This is a genomic window from Cohnella sp. GCM10012308, assembly GCF_042649185.1.
Classification (GTDB): Bacteria; Bacillota; Bacilli; order Paenibacillales; family Paenibacillaceae; genus Cohnella.
Genome location: NZ_JBHRYU010000013.1, coordinates 101,028 through 122,817 on the forward strand (window position 1 = coordinate 101,028; position 21,790 = coordinate 122,817).

The following is a 21,790-nucleotide window of genomic DNA, read 5'->3' on the forward strand; positions in this document are numbered from 1 at the left end:
ATAGGTACAACGAATTATTATGTTAAAAAATTAAGTGAAAATTAAGCAAATCTATTACTTTTGGCTTTTATATTTTCGATAAAAGAATGTCGGAAACTTGGATGGGGAGGGAATTTTATACGCGTAAGGTAATCATTGAGCGGCAATTGCGACTATAGACACAGATATAAAAAGAGAACCGCAATCGAGCCGGAACGGATCCAGATGCAAATTATACAACAGGAGCGGAGTTTAGTGAAGAAATTGCTTAGAATGTCCTTTTTCTCCAAAAACTTAATTTTATCCTTTATCAACATTATCCTTATCGGGGCGGCACTGATCACCTCCGCATACATCGTTGAAAAGAACATTCTGATCGACCAGCTGCGCGGCCAGATCAAGGTCGTCACGGAAAACTGGGCCAAGGGCATCGATGCGGACAAGATCCGGCAAGCGATGGCCGAAAAAAGCTATAAGGGCCCCGTTCAAACGGAACTTACCGCTTATCTGGACGAGGTCAACAAAAACAATCCCAACATCGCCCAAGCGTATGTCTTCGGCACGGAGCTGACGAACGGCAACCAAACGTCGATCGCCGCGATGCCGACCAGCCTCGTGACCGCATTCGAAGAAGCGAAGCTGAACGTCGGCGACATGTACGAGCAGCCGAAGATCGTCGCCGACGCGCTCGCGGATATGCTGCATACCGGCAAGCCCACCTTTACCACCATCTACTCGGACGGTTTTGGTACCTGGACGACGATCGCTTATCCGATCAAAGACGCCGACGGAAGCACCTTCGCTTACTTCGCCGTCGACGTGGATGCCAGCGCGGTCTCTAAAGGTTTGGGCAAGCTGCTGACCTACGGCATCACCATCCTTCTCATCCTGCTCGCCGTCATTCTGTTGATCCAGTTCATCGTCGCCCGCCGCATGATGAGGCCGATCAAGGAATTGATCCGGGGCATCGAGCAAGTGAGCCAGGGCAATCTGGACGTGAAGCTGCAGGCGGGGAAAAGCGATCTCGGCATGCTGAACGACAAGTTCAACGATATGGTCGGCCGGATCAACGATACGATCGCGAAGGTCCAGCAAACGTCCCACGCGCTCACTTCCTCCGCCAGGGCGCTGCATACCGTCTCGGAAAAGAACGACGCCAGCATGGACGCGATGACCGCCAACATGCAGGAAATCACCGTGGGCGTCGTGACCCAGGAGCAGGCCGCCAGCGACGGGGCCAAGGCCATGGCCGAGATGGCCAACGTGATCCAGAACATCGCCGCCAACTCCTCCCAGGTCGCCGACGAAGCGACGGAGATGGAAAAACTGTCGCTCGAGGGCAACAAGGTCGTCCGGCAGGTGTCGGATCAAATGGGGCAAATCGAAGAATTCGTCTCCCGAACTACGGGCGCGGTCCAACTGCTGGAGGGCCGGTCCCAGGAAATCGAGAACATCGTGGCGATGATCACGGGCATCTCGAGCCAGACCAACCTGCTCGCGCTGAATGCGGCTATCGAAGCGGCACGCGTCGGAGAGTACGGCGCAGGCTTTGCCGTCGTAGCACACGAAGTCCGCAAGCTTGCGGAAATGTCGGCGCAATCGGCCAACCAGATCGCCGAGCTGATCAAGGAAATTCAGACCGGGATCGGCGTCGCTGCGGCCGCCATGGAGCAAGGCACGAACGAAGTCAGAATCGGCAAGGAGGTCGCCTCGGAAGCTGAGCGGATGTTCGCGGGCATTCTGAACGCCACGAACAACGTCTCGCTGCAAATCCAGGAGGTATCCAGCTCGACCGAGCAGATGTCGGCCGGCACCGAGGAATTGACCGCCACCTCCGCGGAGCTGTCGGCATCGGCGGGCAAGACCGCCTCGAACAGCGCCAGAATCAACGAATCGATCGCGGACCAGAAGGAATCGATGCGCGCCATCGTCGAATCTTCGACAGGGCTGACCGCGATGTCCGTGGAGCTGCAGCAGCTGGTCGAACGTTTTAAGGTTCAACGTTAATCAAAGAATCGTTCAACGATCGATTTTGACAGTTCCATATACGCACTCTCCCGGATCCAACCGAGACGCACGCTATTCTCCGGGATGGGGTGCGTCTCCATTTCTAGCAATGGAGGCAATAAAAAAATGGCTTTGCAACCGCCGGTTCTCTTGCTGCCGATGGACTTTTCCCGTCATACCCGCACTTATGCTTACGTTACGACCGAACATGTACTAGACGCGTCATTGACCCGGACGCTCCGGAAATCCAGAAGGGAGGGAAATCACGATATCGCTTTGCTCGCGGCCGTTTACTTCGCCTGGATCTGCCGGTTGTCGGGCGAGCGGGAAATGGCGGCAGGCGTCGCGACGGCCGCGAGCGACGCGCCCGTGCTCGTCGACGCGGCTGCGGCCCGAACGTTCGGAGATCTGCGCGATGCCGTTCACCGCGGCCTGATCGCGCCGAATCCGCCGTTCGAAGGCGAATGCGAGACCCGCTTCTCCGTCGGATTCCCGCTTCGCGCGGAGCGCGAGCTGCTCAACTGGCAGCTTCGCGAGCGCGAAGGCGGCTGGCGCATTTTCGTCGAATACGACGCCTCGCTCTTCCGCGAAGCGACGATCGCTCGTTATGTCCGGTATTTTGTCGCGCTGCTGGAAGCCGCCCTGGCCGATCCGTCCGCCAGCTTCGCGGGGGTCGATCTGCTGACGGAAGAAGATGCCGCCGTCTATGCCGCGCTGAACGCGACGGAAGCGGATTACGATCGGGCCGCGACCGTTCACGGCATGATCGAACGGGCGGCGGCGCGTTATCCGGACAAGACGGCGGTATCCTCCGCGGACGGCAAATGGACGTACCGGCAGTTGAACGAGCAGGCGAACCGAACGGCCCGGATGCTGCTGGACCGCGGGCTTCGCAAGGGAGAATTCGTCACGATCCTGATGGAGCGGAGCGCGGAGCTGATCGTGAGCCTGCTTGGCATCATGAAGGCCGGCGGGGTTTACGTCCCCGTGGATCCGGAGCATCCGGAGGAGCGGAACCGCTATATCGTGGAGGATACGGGCTCGGCGTTCGTGCTGACAAAAGGCAAGTACATGTCCGTCGCGGAACGGTTGTGCGGGGGGATCGGGACCGTCAAGGCGATCGTGGACGTCGAGGCGGGATTTCCCGCATACGACGGCAAGGACAATCCCGACGCCGGCGCCGGCCCGGACGATCTCGCGTACGTCATTTATACCTCGGGATCGACGGGCCGGCCGAAAGGCGCGCTCATCGCGCACGAAGGCGTCGTCAACTTGGGCGAATCCGTCCGCAAGAATTGCCGGATCGGGCCCGACGACGTGCTGACCCAATTCGCCACGTACAGCTTCGACGCCTCCGTCTGGGATACGATCGGCGCGTTGTTCTACGGCGCGGAGCTGTACCTGCTGTCCCCTGCCGAGCGCATGTCGGTCGAAGAATTCGCCGCGGCGGTCGAACGGACGGGGACGACGATCGTCGCGATTTTGCCGACCGTGTTCTTTAACCAGCTGTCCGCGTATTTGTCCGAAGAAGGCTACCGGAAGCTGTCCCGCGTCCACTTGATCACGGTGGCCGGCGAGGCGCTGTACGGGGAGCAGGTGCGCGCTTTCCAGCGCAAATTCAAGGACAACATCGCGATCGTGAACGTGTACGGCCCGACCGAGTGCACCGTCTGCACGACGACCCATTCGATCAAGGGCTACATCCCGGACGATCTGGCGAACGTGCCGATCGGACGGCCGATCGGCAACTATAAAGTTTATATCGTCAACGAGGAAAATCGGCTCTGCCCGGTCAACGTCCACGGAGAAGTGCTCATCTCCACGGTCGGGCTGGCGAAGGGCTACCTGAACCAGCCCGACAAGACGAGGGACGCGTTCGTCCCGAACCCGTTCGAGCCGGGCAAGCTGATCTACAAGTCCGGGGACTATGCGAAGCTGCTGCCCGACGGCACGATCGAGTATGTCGGCCGCAGGGATTCGCAGATCAAGATTCGCGGTCACCGGATCGAGATCGGGGAGATCGAGGACGCGTTCGCCAAGATTCCGAACGTGCAGAACATCGCCGTCGTGCCGAAAAAAGAGAAGGACGGCCAGAACATGCTCGTCGGCTTCTTTACGTCCAAGGACGGAGATCGGGTACCGGCCTCCGACATTAAGTCGCTGCTGGGAGATAAGCTCCCCTCCTACTTCGTGCCGAAGCTCATCGTCCAGCTGGAAGAGATGCCGATCTCCCCTACGGGCAAGATCGACCGCAAGAAGCTGGCAGTCTATGAGCTGCAGCAGGAGGATCAGACGCACGACGACGAAAATTACGCGCCGCCCGTCAACGAAACCCAAGCCGCCATCGCGGCAGCCTGGCAGGAATCGCTCGATCTGGGCAGGGTCGGTATCCGCGACGATTTCTTCGAGATCGGCGGCGATTCTCTGGCGATCATCCATGTGCTCGTCCTGCTCAAGCCGCGCTTCCCGGATATCGGCATCAACGACTTTTTCGAATGCAGGACGATCGAAAAGCTGGCCGAGCGCGCGGAACGGCTGAGCGCCGGCGCTTCCGGCTCCCGCAAGGCCTACGCCGGGGGCGAGGTCATCCCGCTGGACGAGCATCCCGCCGTACTGGGACAACCGTCTGCGGAGCTGCCGCATGAGCGGCGGGATGAGCAGCGGGATGAACGGCCGCATGAGCGGCCGTCCGCCGTGCTGCTGACCGGCGCGACCGGTTATCTCGGCGCCTATCTGCTCTACGAACTGCTCGTCCAGAGCGAGGCCAAGGTGATCTGCCTCGCACGCTCGAGCGGCGCGGACTCGGCGCAGTTCCGCATTCAGAAGACGCTGGTGCATTATTTCGGCGACTCGGCGCTCGATCTGCTGGACGGTCGCGTCTATGTCGTGGAGGGAGACCTGTCGCAGCCCGGGCTGGGGCTGTCGCCGGCGGACGCGCATTTCGTCGGCGAGAATGTGGACGCAATCCTGCACAGCGCCGCGGACGTGCGGCATTTCGGGGACGCGGATCAGTTCGACAAATCGAACGTCCTCGCGACCCGCCATCTGATCGAGCTGGCCGAGGGATCGGACCGCAGCGTGAGGTTTCACCACATCTCGACCCTCGGCATTCCGGAAGACCTGGCGTTGAGCGGGCAGTGGGAAGAACAGCTTGGGCGTACCGCGTTCGAAGCGGGTCTGAAGGTCGACAATCTGTACACGCAGAGCAAGCTCGAAGCGGAACGGTGGCTCATGGCCGCGGCGGACCGCGGTCTGGCAGTCAACATCTACCGGGCGGGCAACTTGTCCTGCCATGCGGAGAGCGGCAGATTCCAGCAGAATATCGACAACAACGCGTTCTACCGCATGATCAAAGCGATGCTGCTGCTTGGCAAAGCGCCGAAAGCGCACTGGGACGTCGACTTCACCCCGATCGATTATGCGGGCAAGTCCATCGTGCATCTGGCGCTGCGTCCCGACACCGCGGGACGGCTGTTCCACATCTGCAATCCCGAGCCGCTTCGCTACGACCGGATGATCGGGATGCTGGCGGAGCTCGGTTACCCGGTGGAGACGCTCGACTTCGCGGATTATATGAACTGGCTGTTCGATGCGAGCGTACCCAAGGATCCCGAAGCGGTGAAGCTGGCGATGGCCCAGCTGGAAGGCGACGGAGCCAAGGATTCCGATTACCGCTACGGCTGCCCGGCGACCTCCTCCTTCCTGGCCGGGACGGACATCCGCTGCGCGCCGGCAGACGACCGCTATCTTGGCAAAATGATCGATTATGCCGTTTCGATCGGGTATTTTCCGGCGCCGAAGACGCTGCTGCAGGCCGAGCTGCGGAGCGAAACGACGGGCGTTTAGCTGCCCGCAGATTAAAACAAGGGTTACCCTTAACCAGCGCGGTTGGCTGGCGGGGGTAACCCTTTAAATATGTCATGCCCGTTTTAATTGCTATAATAGGTGTGATCCCAAGCTTGGGAGAGTCATTATTGAGAAAGGGGATACGTAATGGACCGCGCAGAAGTCTGGGCTCTCATTTCATTATTAATATCCATTATTCTGATGATCAGACTTATCGGCCTTCACGCCCGCTTGAATGAGCTTAAATACGATATTGCCCGTCTGGAAGGCAGGCCGGAGGCATATCCCGTTGCCAAGCAGACTGCCGCCGATTCCCCCGCCTCGCCTCCCTTAAGTCCGATGGAGCTAACCTCCGAGTTGGAGGAGCGGCTGCAGCATTTGGTCACAGGCGGCAAGCGGATCGAGGCAATAAAGGTATTGCGGGAAGCTACAGGTCTCTCACTGAAGGATGCCAAAGATTACGTTGATACGATGCGACCGTAGCGTTCCCTTCACTTTGCATCGAAATGATGCGCCGCGACGACGAAAGCCAATCATCTCGCCGGACCGCAACCGGAGAAGGCTCCCAGGTTGCCGCCTGAACTCACAACGGACCGCGCCCCCCTCGGGAGCCCCGCAGGAGCGATGTGCGATCGGACGACGCTTCCCCCGTGCGAGATTTGCCTACTTGAGGCATAACAAACGAAAACCTGCAAATTGACATCCTTTTTCGTGTATGACAAACCTTGATCGAGAAAAGATGCGAATCTGCAGGCTTTTCTCTCTTTTCCTTTGGAATTTCGGGCTTCACAGTTAAATGCCTGCTGATTTGCAGGCATTTCCGCTTAAGCTCGTCAAACCGGCAAAAAGCCTGCACGTATGCAGGCTTTTATTCAGGAATGCCGCGATTAAAGCACGCGGCGCGCAGTTACATAGTGCGTCGACCAGAAGCCCGAGTTGATCGAGCTGATCAGGAGCCCGTCGACGGACGGAGTGTCGTGGATGACTTGGCCGTTGCCCATGTAGATGCCGACGTGATTAATGACGCCGTTATTGCTGCCGATCGTATCGAAGAATACGAGATCGCCCTTGACCAGGTTGCCCTTGCTCACATAGGAGCCGGCGGTCTTCTGGGATTTCGTCCCCCACTTCAGGTCGACCCCGATTTTGGCGAATACGAACTGGGTGAACGCGGAGCAATCGAAGATCAGCCTGGACGGATTGCGCGTGCCGTAGTCGTAGCTGACGCGACCCATGTAGCTCTTGGCGATTGCGATGACCTGGTCGGCCTTCGCGCCGCTTCCACCACCGGAGGGCGCCGCGCTTCCTCCTCCTCCGCCGCCGACATAATTCGTATATTCGCTGCTAGACGAGATATAACCGGAGTTGCCCTTCTGATCGAATACATGCAGCCAATAGCTGTTCGCTTGACCGACGACATGGACCGACTCGCCTGCGCCGATCATCCGGATGACGCCCGAGCTTGACGAATCGCTGACCCGCAGGTTCACGCCATGTTTTATTTTCGTATCATAATAAGCGGCGGCGGACGCCTTGGGCGCGGAAACGGCTTGTCCTGCCGCGACGGCTCCAAGACCGATTGCGGCGCATAGGCCGACAGCCAGCATGCGACGCAGAAAAGCAGGTTTGGTTTTAGACATGTGAGTTCCTCCCGAGATGTATGTATGTTTGTGCCTCGGAACCCACGATAGCACATTCGAAACAACATAAATATTCCCACCAAGAGAAGAAAACTCCGTTCGGTCATTAAATTTCGTTATTTATTAAAATATGGTTAGAAATTTCTAACTTTGTTCCTCTACATCCAATTATTATCACGATTGGTTATCGCAAGCACGTCGCGGATGCGGATCAAAAGCTCGAAATGGAGCTAAAAAAGAGGAGGTGCGGCCTGCGAAATGGGGAACGAAAAATCGAGCAGGCCGAGAAGAGAGCGCAAGTCGCAAAAGGTTATGCGGCTGCCGTGGGCGTCTTATCCGTGCTGATGATTTCTTTCTTCAGCCTGCTCCATCTCCCTTTGGCGTATAGGCATAGCAACAGGCCATTCGGTAATAAAACTCCGCTGCTTGAACGACTTCATGGACCGGAACCCACTCCTCCGCGGAATGGGCCTGCTCGATGGAGCCCGGACCGTATACGATGGAAGGAATCCCCCTCCACGCCTGCAGCTTGCTGGCATTGCTACCGTAAGAGACGCCGCGCAGCGCCGGACTGAGTTCAAGCCGTTCGGCGACGCCCTGGGCCGTTTGAACGACGGCAGCGTCGTGCGGCGTGTTTAACGCCGGATCGAGCAACAGCGGCTGAACGGAAATTCGGACGTGCGGAAGCTTCTCTCTCAGGTCGCTTTCGAAAGCCAGCAGCACTTGCTCCGGACTCTCTCCGGGAACGATCCGACGGTCGATGCGAATCTCGCAGGCTTCCGGTACGATATTGATCTGACTGCCGCCCGCAACGGTGCTGACGACGATCGTCGGATGACCGCACAGCGAACTGCCGATCAGCGCCAAATCGGGTTCGATCCGTTTTCGCACATGCTCGATCACATCGGTCATGGCATAGATGGCGTTGTCCCCCTTGTGAGGAACCGAGCTGTGTGCGGCTATTCCCTGCGTCTGAACGGAAAATCGGGCACAGCCTTTATGCTCGACCACGATGCCGAGCTCGGTCGGTTCCCCCACGACAGCTCCCGACAAGGGTATATCCAACGACATAAAAGCTGTCAATCCTTGAAACGCGTACTCCTCGTCGACCGATGCGCAGAACACCAGATCAGCATGGAGCAGTTCCGGATGCGCCGCGCAGCGCTCCATCATGTGGATCATGCCGGCTAATGCGCCTTTCGTATCGCACGCTCCCCGTCCGTACAATTTGCCTTCGCGATAGGTCGGAATCAGGGCGTCCCGCATGTTGCCGATGGAGACGGTATCCATATGGGCCTCGAATAGCAAGGCTGACTCCGGTTTGCCTACGCGGAGTTCGGCGATAATATTGTCACGCCCTGCGGCGACCGGTTGCCTTGTGACCTTCAGTCCTGCCCTCGTCAAGCGTGCTTGGATGTAATCGGCGACGTCCCGCTCGCCGCGGGCATCCTCGCCGTAATGCGGGTTCACGCTTTGGATGCGCAGCAGGTCGTCGAGAATCTTCACCGCCGGATGAACGGCGTCATCCCGCTCGGCTGATTGCATACTTGGCCCTCCCCTACTCGACTAGTAAATCCTTGACGGCGATCGGCCTGTTTTCCGCAATCGACACATTCGCGGCCGCGCCGATTATCATCGACATGGCGCCGGCACGCGAGCCGGCCATTTGTCCCAACGGATCCGGCTTGTCTTGCGCGAACAACATCCTTCTTAGCAGTTGATCTCCGCCGCCGTGCAAGCCTGTCACTTTTTGCGATTCAAGAATTGTCCGCTCGTCGTTGGCGCGATACAGCTTAATGCGCTGCGAGGGATCGTTCGCTTCGAATCCGCTATGGAAATCCTGCGCTTCGATTCTCCCTTTGGTGCCGACAAACGTTGCCTTCCAGCCTTCGTACGGACTATAAGCATTGAGCGAATAAGTCAGCAAAGCGCCTCGGGAATACTGCACGCTAAGAGACATGGTGTCGTAAATATCGATGTCCTCGCCGAACACGCATTGATCGCGATAGTAGCCGTCCACGCCCTCGGCGTCCCGGTACATTTCCTTCATAAATGCATCGGCCGACAAGTCGAAATAAAACTCGCAGGTGTTCGCATATTCGCAAGCGGTGCAGCGCTCCCCGCGTTCCTTCCTCGTCGGTCCGTAGAAGAGCAGCCGGCCTTTGGCGCTGACGACTTCCGGCTCGTCGTCCAACCACCAGTTCACCATATCGAAATGGTGGGTCGACTTGTGAACCAGCAGGCCGCCGCTATTGACCATCCGGCGATGCCAGCGCCTGAAATAGTCCGAACCGTGCTGCTTGTCCAACGACCATTCCAGATTCACGCTGAGCAGCTCGCCGATCGTGCCGTCCTTTAACAATTCTTTTACGCGTACGACATAAGGCATAAATCGGCAATTAAAAGTGACGGTCACTTTTTTTCCCGTACGCCGCTCCGCATCCAGGATCGCATTGCATTTGCTTGCATCCGTGGTCATCGGTTTTTCCGAGATGACGTCGCAACCGGCTTCCAAGGCGCGAATAATATATTCGTCATGCAAATGATCGGGCGTCGTGACGATGACTGTGTCCGGCTGCGTCTCCTCAAGCATGCGATCAAAGTCGGCATAGACGGGCGCGCCTCTCGCCTTGTCGCTGAACCGTTCGGCGCGAACCGGATTAATGTCGCATACGCCGACCAGTGCGGCATACGGCTTCAGCTCTTCCGCAAATGGGATCGCAAACATCATCAAAGACCTGCCGCCGGTGCCTACTACCGCATATGTTTTCAACGTCTTCCCCCCACCCCCGTTGCGCAGGGTATTTACGCCTCCGCTTAGGGCTGCAACAGTATTTTACCGCAAGTCACTTTGCCGGCGACCAAATCCGCGAACGCTCGATGGCCTTCCGACAACGGACGCTTTTCGGTCCAACCCGATCCGGTAATTTTCCCGGCGATCAAGAGATCGACGGCGTCGAGAAAGTCACGGCGTGTATAACAGAAGGAACCGAGGATTTCGATTTCACTGCGAATGGTATAATTGATAGGCAGCTCTGTAATGTCGATGCCCAGGCCGATATTCATTAACGTTCCGCCCGGATTGAGCAGCTTGACAGCCGTTTCCCGTGTCGGTTGGAAGCCGGCCGCGTCGATGACGACATCCGTCCCTTTGGACCCGAACGTCTCGCGTGCACGATCTTCCAGCCGATCCTCCCGGGCATTCGCCGTTTCCGTTATACCGATGCTTCGGCACATATTCAGCCGCTCCGCATTCGTATCGACAATCATGACCTTCGCGGCTCCCAGCAGCTTCGCCGTCATCGCGCAGAGAATTCCGATCCCGCCGGCGCCGAAGACCACGACATTCGCGAAGGGATGCCGCTCCATCGCCCGGCGTGTCGCGCGCAGCGAACAAGCAAGAGGCTCCGCCAGCGCAGCGTTCGCTGCGCTCAAGCCCGCGGGAACTTCGACCAAGGCGCTGACCGGCACAATCGCCCACTGCGCGAACGCACCCGGTCGATGAATGCCGATGATCTTTCTTTGCTCGCACAGCTGCGTCAGTCCTTTGGTGCAGCTATTGCACTTCCCGCAAAAGAGCAACGGATTAACGACAATCTTCTTGCCCGTCCAGCTCTCGCCAGTCGCGCCGCCGGCTTCTTCGACGATCCCGCAAAACTCGTGTCCCATAATCAGCGGCGGTACCCGCAAGCTGTTATGGCCCAAATAGCCTTCGATCTCGGAACCGCAAATCCCTACAACCTCCACACGCACAAGGACTTCGTCGCTCCCGAGAGCCGGGCGCTCCAGCTCCTCCCAATCCATCGTCTCCGCGGCACTCCACACCAGCGCTTTCATAGTCGACCTCCTTGTATTGGGCGTCAAAACGCATAGATAACTAACCTTTCACACTGCCCATTACAATGCCTTTGATAAAATATTTTTGCAAAAATGGGTACACCAGCAGAATCGGCAGCGTAGCCAGAAAGATTTGTGCGGCGCGCGCCGTTCTTTCCGTTATTTGATCCAGAATGGCTAAATTCCCGGCAGCCAGGTTGGACTGCAATTCATTCTGGAGGTGGGTGAGCAACGATTGCAAATAGGTTTGCAGCGGATACCCGTCCGGCGACTTCATATAGATCAATCCGTCAAACCAGGCATTCCAATGCCCGACCATGGTGAACAGGGCAATAGTCGCCAGTACGGCCGGAGACAACGGAATGTAGACGGATGCGAGCACTCTCCAATGACCGGCGCCGTCGATGAATGCCGACTCTTCCATCTCCTTGGGCAGTCCCCTGAAAAAGTTAAGCAGCAGCACGACGTTATATACCTGAACGGCGCCGGGAATAACCAAAGCCCAAATGGAACCGATGAGTCCGAATTCCTTAACCGTCATATACGTGGGAATAAGTCCGCCGTTTACGAGCATGGTGATGACGAAATACCAGGCAAAATACGACCGCAATCGAAAAGTCGATGTTTCCTTCGACAAAGGATAAGCGACAAGAACCGCCAAAGTCATATTGATCGCAAGTCCCAACAGCACACGCTGGACAGACACATAGAACGAAGCGAAAAATTCCGGCTTGGACAGCACATATTTATAGGCGCTAAGCGTCGGATCGACCGGCCACAAGGATACCCTGCCCAAATCCGAAGCGACCTTCGAGCTGAGCGACAAGGCAAATATATGAACGATCGGCAGCAGGCATAACAGGGCTATAGCAAGCAAAATAATGACGAGGACATAGTCCACCCATTTCCCCGATCCTCTTGAGGCGAGACGCAACACCCTCTCCTCCTTTCCTTCTGGACTCAGAAAATTCTGTAGTTAATGAGCTTGTAGGCCAAAAGATAAGAAGTCGAAATAAGGAAAAGCGATACGAAGGACTTGAACACCCCTACGGCCGTCGCAACGCCGAATTGCGCTTCCAGCAAACCTGTCCGATATACAAAAGTATCGATAATATCTCCGCTTGCGTATACGGCCGGGTTGTATAGATTGAACACCTGCTCGAAGCCGGCATCCAGTACACCGCCGATGCTCAGCAAAGAGACCAGCACAATAATCGGCATCATGCCGGGCAAAGTAATATGGAGCATCTGTTTGAAGCGTCCCGCCCCGTCCAACTTGGCGACCTCGTACAGCTCCTGATTGATCGAAGTGATCGCGGCCAGAAATACAATGGTGCTGTAGCCGAAGTTTTTCCAAACATCCGACAGGATCAGTACGAAAGGAAACCATCGATTATCGGCGAGAAAGAATATCGAAGATCCGCCGAAAGACTTGATCACGGCATTCACGATTCCGGATTCCGGGGATAGAACTTCGATCAATATGCCCGAAAGAATGACCCATGAGATAAAATGCGGAAAATAAATCGACGTTTGGACAAATTTCTTAAACTTTAATGCTTTCAATTCATTTAACAAGAGTGCAACGATCAGAGCAGCTGCAATACCCAATACAATCTTGGCCAGCGCAATGATCAGTGTATTGCCGATGACCTGCTTGAAATCCGGCATATCCAGCAGATAGGTGAAATTGCCCAGCCCGATCCATTCCTGATTGCCGAAAAGCCCCCTTGCCGGACGGAATTTCTGAAACGCGATCGTCATCCCCGCCATGGGGATATACGAGAAGATAAACACCAGTATAACGCCAGGCAGCAGCATGATATAGAGCGGGAGCTCGGATGTCCTTCTGTTGAAAATAATGGGTACCCCCTTGCTTCAGAGAGAACCTTCGAGCGGCGCAACCGCCCGAAGGTGTCTTCTACAAATTAATCTTTATTGGTTAGCCGCATACCACTCGTTCACTTCTTTGGTCATTTGTTCGCCGCCGCCTTTATTCCAATTGGCGACATAGGTATCAAAATCGCCGGCTTTGGCCGAACCCATAATCATCTTCGTGAACGTTTCGAGACTCAGCTTCTCAAGCGAAGCCGATCTGTTCTTCATCGTTTCCGTCAGCGGTCCGTAAAAAGCGTTGTTGAAGCCCAGGTCGTTTTGCTTGTACGTATCGATGACCTGCAACGAGCCGTTCTCTCCGAAGATTTGATTCACCCAGTAGAAGCTGACATCGCCATCCAGATACTTCTTTACACTCGTCAAATTCGTCTTCTCTTCGGGCGTCAGCTCGGACTCCGGCTTCGTGCCCTTCAGAACTGCGGACAAGTTGAGATGCCCGTCCAGATTCTTGAATGCCCTGTTGGATTGGATCGGGGTGTTCTGCCAGATGCCGCTGCCGTCTGCGCTTGTATTGTATTCGGCAAAAGTCGCATCGTCCTTCGTATAGAACTTTTCCATCCAGAAATTAAGCAGCTTGACGATCGCTTCCGGATGCTCGGCTTTTTTGTTTACAACCCAATACGCGATCGCGTTTGCTCCGCCTTGCGGCCGCGCCGGTTGATCGTCCGCGGAAAGAATCGGGTAGCTCTTCCATTCCGACTTTGGATCGGCAGAGATCAGGTTTTGAAGCGGGAAGCCTCCGCTATAGAAAAATCCGTAGAAGATGCCCGCTTTTCCTTGGATAATCGGATCGTTGCCTTGCACATAATCCTTGACAACGAACTCCTTGTCCATTTCTCCGGAGCCGAATAATTGTCCAAGGCTCTCAAGCGCGGTCTTCATCTCAGGCAATGTATTGGAGTAAACCAATTTACCGTCCGACGTCTTCACCCAGGTATCGACATAAGCATGATAGCTATTGAGGAAACCGGTCGCAAACTGCTTGAAGGTGGTCATATCCTTGGCTGCGAGAGCGAATCCGAAGGTATCCTTCTTGCCGTTCTGATCGGGATCGTCGTTGGTGAAGGCCTTTGCCATCGCGAGTACATCCTGTATGGTTTTCGGTTCCGGCAAGTTCAGCTTCTTTCTCCAGTCTTCGCGAATCCACAGTACCGGGCTCTGTTCGACGGCGCCGGCGTTGAACGGGATCGCCATCAGCTTGCCGTCCTTCGAAGCCATTTTGAAGGACAACTCGCCGCCCTCGTCCATGTATTTGCGGGCCGTCTCGGAAATATTGTTCTCGTAGGCGTCGGTCAGATCGGCAATAAGATCGTCGGCGATCAAATCCTGCAACTGCGCGTCCGTCACCTTGAAGAAATCCGGCATTTCCCCGGAAGCCAGCATAATGCTTAATTTTTGATCGTAATCTCCGCTGCCAACCCAATCATACTTGATTTTGATGCCCAGTTCCTTTTCGATCCCTCTTGTCCATACGTTATTCTCAATGGAGTCTCCATCGGGATACTTAAGGTTCAGAATCTGGTCCCGTACCGTCGTCACCTCGATGGACGGCTCGTATTTGCCCGTTGCCGTTTTGCCGGTGCTTGCCGCCGAAGAGGCTGCCGGGCTGGACGAAGCAGCGGACGTCGCTTCATTGTTTTTGTTCGCTTCGTTGCCGCTGCAGGCCGATAGAAGGAGTGCCGATACCAAAGTCAGTACGAGTGCTGTCCCCTTTGTTCTTTTCACTGTACATCCCACCTTGTCCCATAAATTATTTATTTAAACTCTCAAGAGTCTAAACCAAGATTACGCGCCATAGTCCAATACGATCATGACGTGGGTTACCAGCAGCGGCAATTCGAACGCCACATATCGTCCGTCGAATCGATAATCGAGCGCCAGCCCTGAAGGGATGATCTGCAAGGCTTCGGGCTGCGCGAATTCCAGCAAAATCTTCACCTCTATATTGCGGACCGGAATGTTGGGCAATTCCTTCTGGATATTGACGGCGTGCATGACGAATCGACGGTTGTTAGCTTGATGAAACAAAGTCAGTTCAACGGCTTTGGGCGCATTCGTCATAAACTTTTTCGGTTTGGTTATCAGACTTTCTATGATGCGAATGAAAAATCTGCGTTGTTGTTCTTTCTCCATTCTTTCCAGCGGTCCAGCCGCGTATATCGTTTTCCCGAGACCATAGGAATGAGATACGACGGAAGGATAGTCGGTTTCAATTTCCGGCGGACTGCTGATCGCCGATGAGAACCGGTGAACGTTGCGCGGATCCAGATCGGGTAACGCAAGCGTGGCCAGAATCTCGGCTGAAGCATGGGCGGTAATCAGCAATTGATCGCTGGTCATGCTCAAGGGATACTTAACGGAATAATCCGGGAGAAGCCCTTCGCCCCTGCCTTTGGGTGCGACATACGTGACATTCTCCTGTGTCCGGCCCACATATGATACGCCCAGTACTTCCGACAATAGAAAATCGGGATGCCGCTTTCCTTCGTTGTCCAGCAGCGAGGAATTAAAGCTGGCGTAGAGACCTCCACCCCGCTCCACGTACTGCTTGAGCGCTTGTACCTCTTCCGCGCCGATCACGAGCAAATCGGGGAGAATGACAACCTGATACTGATCAAGCTTGGACAAACTAAGGTTGTTGATAACACCAAACGGAATATTGGCGTTGATCAAAGATTTCGCGGCATTCATCGAAGCGATGAAGTGCGGAGACATACCGACTTCCACTTCTCTGGTTTCCTTGCGGTTGTCGCCAATATCGATCAGCGACTCGAAGTTCGTATAGATGGCCACGTCCTGACAGAACGCCGCCGACGCATCCAGATAAGGTTCCAGCGGAATCAACTCGTCATACAGCTCGCCCATCATCAGGTACGTCTTCTCGTTCAGGGTACCCGCAGGATCGATGGCGTCAATGAAGCCGAAGGAGGACTGGTGTGCAATCGTCAGAAATAATTGCGCCCGCAGGTGGTCCTTGGTTTTCATGATGGTATGCTCAAGCAAATTCGAATCTGCCAACGATGTCATGAATTCCATGGCATGCTTCGGGTTGGAGCTGTGAAACAATTTGCATGTATAGGAGACGGTCAGCGGATCGCTGGACACATCACCGCTTAAATAGCTGTTGTAGTTGAAGAAGTCCTTGTTGCCGCCGCTTTGCCAACCGACAGAATAGGAGCTTACGTTGTAGCCGATGGAAGCCGTCGGCTTGATTCGGGAAACGGTTTCCGCGATCAAACCGGTAAATTCGTTCAACCAGCTTTCCCTGCGCCGTTGAAAGGCGACGAAACCCGCGTCGTCCCAATCGATGACGGTTGGCAGCTCGCTGATCCCGGTTTCTTCGTAATACCGTTTGCGGCAGTCCGCACAGTAACAGATCGTCTGCGGCAACAGGATCATATCGATCCAGAATCCGTCAAACGTGTAGTTCTCGCAAAGCTCCGCGATCTGCTCCAAGGCGAACAAGCGATACGGCGAGTTAATGCAGCAGACGCCGTAACGGCCGGGCTGGTCCCACATGTAATCCGCAGTGCCCTTGCCTTTCGCGCTGACCACGCGCCATTCCGGATGATGATCGTAGGCCCATTTCGACCATATATTATAGTAGACAACGACATTCATGCTCCGGCTCTTGGCAAGGGTCGTGATTTCGCCGACGATATCCTTGCCCGCAAGCCCCTTATGCCCATTGTCGGCTTTGGCCGGATAGTTGGCCAGACCCACGCAGGAGGTGGCATAGATGTATACCGTATCCACTTTGGCCAACGCCATCAAACGAATATATTCCTCGCTCTCGAACTCCGCCAGAAAGCGTTCGTCCCAGTCCGGTATATGCATATCGACAAGACTTCGGCGATAGCTTGTTTCGTACCACTGTCGTTCCATCTCGACCGCCCCTTGCCCAACAGAGTTTAAGCTTCGCTCTTCAGCCGGCGGCCGTAATTTCGGCCAACGCTTCCACTGCCCTATCTACATCGTTCTTATCGTTAAAAAGATGAATCGATAGGCGAAAGCGGCCGTCGCCTCCCATGACGTATACGTTTCTCTTGTACAGCGCTTCTGCGATTTCCTCTCCCTGGTCCGAAGAGAAACAGATGTTGCCGGCACGTTTGGCCGGATCGATCGGCGTCATGCGTTCAAAGGCCAAAGCTTCCATCCGTTGCAGGCAGTATTGCCCCAAATCCAATACATGACGCTCGATGCTGTCGATGCCGATTGTGTTCAGAAAAGCCGCCGATTGATTCAAAGCATAAATGGCCGCATAGTTCGGATAACCCCACTCGAACCTCCTGGCATCCTCCATCCACTCGAAGGACGGGGATTGCGATATGCCCTTGAATCCTTTCACGCTTCTCCAGCCGATCAAGCTGGGCTTGATCACGTCCATGCGCTGCGGATTAATCCCTAGTATACCAACTCCGTGAACCGACAAAAGCCATTTATAAGAGCTGCAAACAGTAAAGTCGGCATCGTTCATATCGACTGGTACGACGCCCAACGATTGTGTTACATCCAGCAACAAGAGCGTCCCGGTATTTTTCAGTTGTCCGTAGAGCTTCTTGCTGTCCAGTCTCGCACCCGATAAGTAACTAACCTGGCTTGTGACGACCAGCTTTGTTCTGCTGTCCACTTTGTCTAGAATGGCTTGCTCCGAAATCTGCCAATCGGCATGCTCCACGACCCTGACTTCCAGTCCCTTCTCCTTCAGCAGCAACCACGGCAGGACACCTGATGGGAACTCCAACGTATTGATCACGACATTATCGCCTTCCTTGAATACAAGGGATTGGGCAATCATCGAGATAATTTCCGACGAATTGGATAACAACGCGATATCGGAAGCTTTCCCCTTCAGCATTGCAGCCAGTTGTTGCTTGCATTGGAATTCGATCTCCTGGTTGCGTTCTCTTCCTTTCGCACCAAGCTCTCGATTGTGCAAGTATTGCGAAACCGCTTCCAAACCAGCTTTTAACGGAGGGCTTTCGGCACCTGTAAATAACCAGGCTTTATTCTGCAAGCCATTAAATAAACTTTTGTCCACTAAGGATTCCATGGGGTACCTCATTTCAATTTCTAATTATTATATATAATATATTCTATTAATTACATTATACTTCCGAAAAAATAAGATAGTCAAATCTTTTTTTGTCGGTTTGTGCGGATATTAATAAGGAAGCATCGAAGCAGCCAGCCTTATCTTTAGACCGCTTGCTTCGATGCTTTACTCGTTTAATGTCAGCTCAATCGTTCCGCCCGTGTCGACTCAGTATCCAGCGGGCAACGCGTAGAGCTTGCCTTCGCCGGGAAGGAACGAAGCGGTAAGCGAACCGGTAACCGTGTTGTAGGCTGTAGCGACCTCCAGGCCGGTCGTTTTCGATACTTCGGTTACCGAGGCCGGTTTTGGATTCAGATTAAAGGTGAAGCTGGTTGTGGTCGTTAAAGATTTGTTGACCGCCATAATATATTTGCGCCCCAAAGCGTTCTGGTAATAGGAGAGGATTACGTCGTCGGAAGAATTGCCCGGCTTCCAGAAGAAGTTATTCGGCACCCCCCGCACGCCTGTATACGTACTGCCGGAATGATACACATCACGGTTCGTAAGCCCCATCAGTGTCGGTCCAAGCCGGGTAATCTCAGCGTTCAGCGTCTGTACCGGCGCGTATAGATCAGTCTTGTTTCCGTCACGGTCGATGATCGCTGTAGTGAACGGGCCCTCTATCAACTCCGGCGTTTTCCATGTAAACCAGGACAGCCCCTTCATGCCGTAAGCAAGGCCAGTGTAAACATTCCAGCGCATTTGGTTTTCGTTCGGTCTGTTCATATAACCGCCCAATCCGACGGATTGCAGGAACATATGCGTTTTCACCTTTTTCCTTAGACCGGTATCCCTGACCAGTTCAAGATTAAGGAAATAATCGACGGTCAAGCCGCCATTCTGGAAAGGATAATGATCATAGGATAAGTACTTCAGACTTAAAGGACCTACCAGATCCACCCACTCGTCCAGATAATCGGAATAGAATTCCGTATATAAATTTCTGAAATAGAGATCCCAGGTCTGTGCCGTGCCGGATTGGTACGCTGTGCCATCGGTATACGCGTTCGTTGCGGAATGGACGACCCAACCTACCGAGTTGTCGCCGCCGCCGTTGTGGGACAGCTCAAAATAATACGTCGTATCCGGTTTAAGCAGCGCATTGACCGGGAAGCGAGGGTAAAAACCGTTATTGGTCTGGTTAAGCGTCGCCTTGCCGAGTAATTGGTTTTTCGCCGTATTATCGTAGACGGACAATGTCAACGCCTCTGTACTCGCCCATGTGTTGTAATCGATATACAGTTCTACGTACTTCAGCATGCGATCCAGATTGGCAGGGGTCCTAAAGGTTTGTCCGACCGGACTCGCGGAGCTGACGAAGGTCCCGCTGCCCGTCGTCTTTTGTTCCAGCACCTTGTCGCTAATGGCTGCAGCACCGAATGCCTTAAATACGAAATCCTTGGCGACGGCTGAACCGTTGATGTAAGCCGAACCGTCCCCATACACATTGCCCGCGGAATTCCAAACCGTAATGGAACCCGAACCGCTTAATGTAAGCTCCCAGTAATAACTCGTGTTCGGCACAACCGTCGCATTGACGGCAAACGCCGGATTATTGAAGCTGTTCGTGAAAGGCAAGGTGACCGTGGAACCAAACTGCGTTGTTCTTGACGGGGAGTCCCACAGCTTCAATGTAAGCGTGTTTCCCGCCGTCCATGTATTGGAATCGATCAACAATTGTACGGTATCGATTTTGGTGTTGTTAGCAGGATTCAGAAAAGTTTGTCCAAGACGTGCCGCGCTCGAAACCGAGCTTACGCTTTGCAACAAGGTCTGCGATGCGAGCAGCGTTTTTTTGGCCAACGGTTTTTTGAAAACTTTGAAATAAAAATCCCAGTTCTGCATCGTTCCGTTAATGTAAGCGGAGCCATTAGGCAAATCCGCCCCGTTCAATGAGCTGGCCCCCGAGATTGGACCCACGGAATTGTCGCCGCCGCCATTGTGAGTCAATTCCCAATAATAATCCGTGTTCGGCGTTACGGCAGTGTTCATAGCGAACAACACATGATTCATATTATTTGTCGAATAAAGCGTCTTGGACGAAAGCAAAGTGGTTTTGGCCGGTGAATTCCACAGCGAAAGGGTGAGCCCTTCTGTCGTGCTCCAGGTATTGTAATTAATATACAATTCCATATTCCCGATATAATCCATTTCCGCGGAAGTTCTGAAGGTTTGTCCCAGGCTGTTCGTACTGCTGACATAGTGGCTTACATCATCTCTGGTGGATTGCAGAACGGGCGATACGGGAATTTGGGCTCTGCCTGAAAGCGCCTTGAAATAAAAATCGTTGGCCTGGACCGTTCCCGTATTGTAAGCAGCCCCGTCAGCATAAGCGTCCGATGTCGATGTCGTAACCCAGCCTACCGAATTGTCTCCGCCGCCGTTGTGCGTCAGTTCCCAGTAATAGGTCGTATTCGGCGAAACCGCCGTCAGCAATTCAAAGCGAGGAAACGCTCCGTTATTGGTAGCAAAAAGCGTGCTTGAGGATAATCGAACGGTCTTTGAAGGCGAATCCCATAACGTTAAAGTAAGACCTTCGGTCGATCCCCAGGACGAGGCGTCTATATTCAACTCAATGGCAAAAATGTAATTGGAATCGGCGGCGGTCTTAAAGGTCTGGCCCAGCCGATTCGTGCTGTTCACCCAGGTTCCGTTGCCCACAACGGTTTGCGACGCGATTGGCGTAGGCGCAATTTCCAGTTGTGTGTAAGGATCGGCATAGGTGGGAAATAAATTCGCATAAGGAATGGCGTTCGTTTTGTTGAACAGGAAGCGGTTATACGCCTTGGCATAGCCTTGCCATCTGCTAGTGTCGGGCTCGTCGCGGACATAGAATCCGCCCAGCCCTGAATGCGCGTTATAATCATCCGCAAAATCGTCAATCTCCGCATCCGACAACCCGTCGACATACCAGAGCCGGTCGTCGGCCACGATGCCTTTCAACCCTCTCGCCGCGGACTTGTCCAACAATGCCGTGTTTTCTCCGACCGTATTGATACTTGTTCCGATTCCATTCAAAACATGAGTAATGTAAGCGTTTTCAATATAATCGTACTGCGTGTCGTTCGTAAGATCTGCCGGCGGAGCCAGAAAAAAACTGATCATAAAATCGTCGGCAAAAGCTTTGTTCGCCATTCCATTCGTCAACAAAAGAAGCAAGCCTAACAGTATGCCTTTCTTGAATGAACCTTTCATAAACGCACCTCACCTCTCAAATGTTTTGCATTTAATAGACGATTCAAGTCTATAAATTATATATAATATAATGTGTTTTATATGTAAATAGCTTCAATACCGATAAACAAGATATTTATTCACTTTCTCTCGCATGCTCGGCCTGATGCGCGAGCTTATCTCGAACCCACGCATGAACGCATACGGCAAGCCGGTCCGCTATGCCGTCTGAGGCAACGAGCAGTCTGACAGCCCGTTCGGCGCCATCGAAGCGCGTATCGCAAATGAAAAACAGGGCTGTCTCTGAGGTCAAATT

General features: G+C 54.2%; 13 protein-coding genes. 3 read left to right on the plus strand and 10 right to left on the minus strand.

The features are described 5' to 3' along the window. Window positions 1-234 precede the first annotated feature (234 nt). From ACFOTD_RS16055 to ACFOTD_RS16065, 3 genes are all read left to right on the plus strand, one after another. Complete coding sequence (locus ACFOTD_RS16055; protein ID WP_378120443.1) at window positions 235-1,986, plus strand: methyl-accepting chemotaxis protein; 1,752 nt, start codon at window positions 235-237, stop codon at window positions 1,984-1,986. A gap of 126 nt (window positions 1,987-2,112) precedes the next feature. Further along, on the plus strand, window positions 2,113-5,832 hold the full coding sequence (locus ACFOTD_RS16060; protein WP_378120445.1) for a non-ribosomal peptide synthetase: 3,720 nt from the start codon (window positions 2,113-2,115) through the stop codon (window positions 5,830-5,832). Between the two features lie 147 nt (window positions 5,833-5,979). After that, a complete protein-coding gene (locus ACFOTD_RS16065; protein ID WP_378120446.1) occupies window positions 5,980-6,315 on the plus strand; it encodes a ribosomal protein L7/L12 in 336 nt (111 codons plus the stop codon). A gap of 404 nt (window positions 6,316-6,719) precedes the next feature. On the opposite strand, the gene ACFOTD_RS16070 is transcribed toward ACFOTD_RS16065, so the two are convergent. From ACFOTD_RS16070 to ACFOTD_RS16115, 10 genes are all read right to left on the minus strand, one after another. Further along, window positions 6,720-7,472 carry a C40 family peptidase gene (locus ACFOTD_RS16070; RefSeq protein WP_378120448.1) on the minus strand — a complete coding sequence of 251 codons (753 nt, stop codon included), beginning with the start codon at window positions 7,470-7,472 and terminating at the stop codon, window positions 6,720-6,722. 357 nt (window positions 7,473-7,829) lie between these two features. Continuing rightward, a complete protein-coding gene (locus ACFOTD_RS16075) occupies window positions 7,830-9,017 on the minus strand; it encodes a M20/M25/M40 family metallo-hydrolase (RefSeq protein ID WP_378120450.1) in 1,188 nt (395 codons plus the stop codon). 13 nt (window positions 9,018-9,030) lie between these two features. Further along, window positions 9,031-10,245, minus strand: a complete 1,215-nt coding sequence (locus tag ACFOTD_RS16080; protein ID WP_378120452.1) for a Gfo/Idh/MocA family protein — start codon at window positions 10,243-10,245, stop codon at window positions 9,031-9,033. Between the two features lie 44 nt (window positions 10,246-10,289). After that, window positions 10,290-11,309: a zinc-dependent alcohol dehydrogenase gene (locus ACFOTD_RS16085; RefSeq protein ID WP_378120454.1), complete on the minus strand. Its 1,020-nt coding sequence runs from the start codon at window positions 11,307-11,309 to the stop codon at window positions 10,290-10,292. 40 nt (window positions 11,310-11,349) lie between these two features. Continuing rightward, window positions 11,350-12,243 (minus strand): carbohydrate ABC transporter permease, encoded by an 894-nt coding sequence (locus tag ACFOTD_RS16090; RefSeq protein ID WP_378120456.1) that lies wholly within the window; start codon window positions 12,241-12,243, stop codon window positions 11,350-11,352. Between the two features lie 26 nt (window positions 12,244-12,269). Beyond that, a complete protein-coding gene (locus tag ACFOTD_RS16095) occupies window positions 12,270-13,130 on the minus strand; it encodes an ABC transporter permease (protein WP_378120458.1) in 861 nt (286 codons plus the stop codon). Window positions 13,131-13,244: 114 nt separating this feature from the next. Then, window positions 13,245-14,930: an extracellular solute-binding protein gene (locus tag ACFOTD_RS16100; RefSeq protein ID WP_378120460.1), complete on the minus strand. Its 1,686-nt coding sequence runs from the start codon at window positions 14,928-14,930 to the stop codon at window positions 13,245-13,247. Window positions 14,931-14,990: 60 nt separating this feature from the next. After that, window positions 14,991-17,090 (minus strand): beta-galactosidase trimerization domain-containing protein, encoded by a 2,100-nt coding sequence (locus ACFOTD_RS16105; protein ID WP_378120462.1) that lies wholly within the window; start codon window positions 17,088-17,090, stop codon window positions 14,991-14,993. A 40-nt stretch (window positions 17,091-17,130) separates the two neighbouring features. Continuing rightward, entirely contained in the window at window positions 17,131-18,258 is a 1,128-nt protein-coding gene (locus tag ACFOTD_RS16110) for an aminotransferase class V-fold PLP-dependent enzyme (RefSeq protein WP_378120464.1), read from the minus strand. Between the two features lie 210 nt (window positions 18,259-18,468). Next, window positions 18,469-21,198, minus strand: a complete 2,730-nt coding sequence (locus tag ACFOTD_RS16115; RefSeq protein ID WP_378120466.1) for a hypothetical protein — start codon at window positions 21,196-21,198, stop codon at window positions 18,469-18,471. Between the last annotated feature and the right edge of the window lie 592 nt (window positions 21,199-21,790).

Excerpts from the sequence above, each read along its gene's own strand:
- ACFOTD_RS16060 (WP_378120445.1), top strand. The coding sequence starts at position 2,113 with ATGGCTTTGCAACCGCCGGTTCTCTTGCTGCCGATGGACTTTTCCCGT.
- ACFOTD_RS16105 (WP_378120462.1), bottom strand. The coding sequence starts at position 17,090 with ATGGAACGACAGTGGTACGAAACAAGCTATCGCCGAAGTCTTGTCGAT.
- ACFOTD_RS16085 (WP_378120454.1), bottom strand. The coding sequence starts at position 11,309 with ATGAAAGCGCTGGTGTGGAGTGCCGCGGAGACGATGGATTGGGAGGAG.
- ACFOTD_RS16110 (WP_378120464.1), bottom strand. The coding sequence starts at position 18,258 with ATGGAATCCTTAGTGGACAAAAGTTTATTTAATGGCTTGCAGAATAAA.
- ACFOTD_RS16075 (WP_378120450.1), bottom strand. The coding sequence starts at position 9,017 with ATGCAATCAGCCGAGCGGGATGACGCCGTTCATCCGGCGGTGAAGATT.
- ACFOTD_RS16065 (WP_378120446.1), top strand. The coding sequence starts at position 5,980 with ATGGACCGCGCAGAAGTCTGGGCTCTCATTTCATTATTAATATCCATT.
- ACFOTD_RS16070 (WP_378120448.1), bottom strand. The coding sequence starts at position 7,472 with ATGTCTAAAACCAAACCTGCTTTTCTGCGTCGCATGCTGGCTGTCGGC.
- ACFOTD_RS16095 (WP_378120458.1), bottom strand. The coding sequence starts at position 13,130 with ATGCTGCTGCCTGGCGTTATACTGGTGTTTATCTTCTCGTATATCCCC.